The organism is Oscillibacter sp. CAG:155, assembly GCA_000436875.1.
Lineage (GTDB): Bacteria > Bacillota > Clostridia > Oscillospirales > Oscillospiraceae > Oscillibacter.
Map to the genome: position 1 here is coordinate 34233 of FR890932.1, position 1815 is coordinate 36047.

The 1815-nt window shown below is 61.1% G+C and carries 2 protein-coding genes; one reads left to right on the plus strand and one right to left on the minus strand.

Translation table 11 applies throughout. The annotated features are described in order from the left end of the window. A partial coding sequence (locus QZL67_RS07325) for an acyltransferase (protein WP_373887780.1) occupies window positions 1–643 on the plus strand: 643 nt, incomplete at its 5' end. A gap of 63 nt (window positions 644–706) precedes the next feature. Here QZL67_RS07325 and QZL67_RS07330 read toward each other — a convergent pair. Continuing rightward, complete coding sequence (locus tag QZL67_RS07330; protein ID WP_292920078.1) at window positions 707–1813, minus strand: DUF4317 domain-containing protein; 1107 nt, start codon at window positions 1811–1813, stop codon at window positions 707–709. Window positions 1814–1815: the final 2 nt, after the last annotated feature.

The following is a 1815-nucleotide window of genomic DNA, read 5'->3' on the forward strand; positions in this document are numbered from 1 at the left end:
CATCATGCTGCTGGTGTATGCCTTTTTGCCCATCACCCGGCTGGTGGCGGCCCACGCCACGGTCAGGCAGATGGGATATCTGCTGGGACTGTGGTTTTTGCTGGGCATCCTCTATCCCACGGTGAAGATCTACTGGCCCTTTACGCTACTGGTGGGGATTCCCACCCAATGGCTGATGAACATGACCTATGCCTCCATCGGCTATACGCTGCTGGGTTATTTCCTCTCCGCTCATCCCACGGGCCGCCGCTGGCCCTGGGGTGCGGCGGCACTGGCGGGATTTGCGGTAACGTTCACCGGGACCTGGCTTGCCTCCCGCTCCGCCGGAGCGCTGAGCGGCCATTTCCTGGAGGGCATGAGCGTGGGGGTGTGCCTGCTGGCGGCGGGCTTGTATGGCCTGTGCGTCAAGGTGCCCGTGGGTGATGGTGCAGAGCGGGTGCTGTCCTTTGTTTCCCGCGCTTCCTTCTGCGTATTCCTGGTCCACATTTTTTTCCTGAAACTGTTTGCCCACTTTGGCCTGACCGCATTGGCGGGCCCGGCTGTAGTGACGGTGCCGGTGCTGTCGGCACTGCTGCTGGTATGCGGCTGCGGCGTATACGCAGTGCTTTCCCGCATCCCCGGTGTGCGGCGATGGCTGGTGTAAGGGACACAAAGAAAATCACGCCCGGATGGAAACCCATCCAGGCGTGATTTTCTGTCATATGGATCAGGAGATTTGAATGGGGACGCCGTTGACGGCCACGCCCTCTTCGGCGCGGATGAGGATGTACCGGGCACCGTCGATCAGCCGGGTCTCCACCAGATCTCCGCGGTCTGGCGAGACCTTGATGGTAATGTCGGGAGTAGTGATTTCCAACTGCTTGGTGTCCACCAGGTTCCGGGGACTCAGGTCCGTATCGGCGCCGAAGGCGTCGTCATACCGTTCCTCAAAGGCCTCCACGTGTTCCTCCGCCACGCCGGAGCTCTCCAGTACCCGCCGGACGGTGCCTTTGTCCACCACCAGGGGGTCTTCCACTTTGTTGGCTTTGTGCTCTTCGATCATCTCCCGCAGCTTGCCGTGGACAGACTGGACCACCTGGTAGCGGCAGTCATCGCTGAGGGTGTCCTCCAGCAGTGTCTGGAAGGTCTCCATCTGCTGAGCGGCGGGCATGGGGGCGGGGGCGTGGAACACGGCTTCTACGAAGTCGGGGTGGGTCTGGGACGTGTCCTTGCAGTAGTACAGGGCGTCGTACAAATTGGTGCTGCGCTCGTCAAAGGAGGGGAACAGAAAGCCCATCTCCGGCGCGGACACCACCCAGTCGGCGCTGATGCTGTGGAAGGCGTTTTCATAGACGTAGTAGCTCAGAGCCTCCTTGGTCTGCTTGACCGGGCAGATGCTGCAGAGAATGTAGCGGAAAACCTCGGAGGAGGCATCGTCCTGCCGTTCGCCGTCCTTGGAGCGGTAGGGCACATCGTAATCGTCCTGGGCCAGCAAAATGAGATAGTTCCCCTCCAGGTCCAGGGACTGGATCACCCGCTGATAGAAGGCGGAGACCGCCTCCTCATCCCGCAGAGCGGAATTGCGCAGAGTCATGAGCAGCTTGTGCTGATCGCCCTCCACCACCTGGCGGGTGTCAAAGGGAATGTCCAGCAAATTTTTGCCCAGGGTGCCGGAGAGGGTCTTGCGCAGCGTGGCGAGCAGCTGTTCGCTCTCCGTCTGCCCCAGAATCCCCAGGGACTGGTCGAACTGGGAGATGATCTCCCGCTTTTCGTTAACGTAGCAGCCCCGAACCCGGGAGATGCTGCTTTTATCCGCCCGGAACCGGCGGCGCAGTT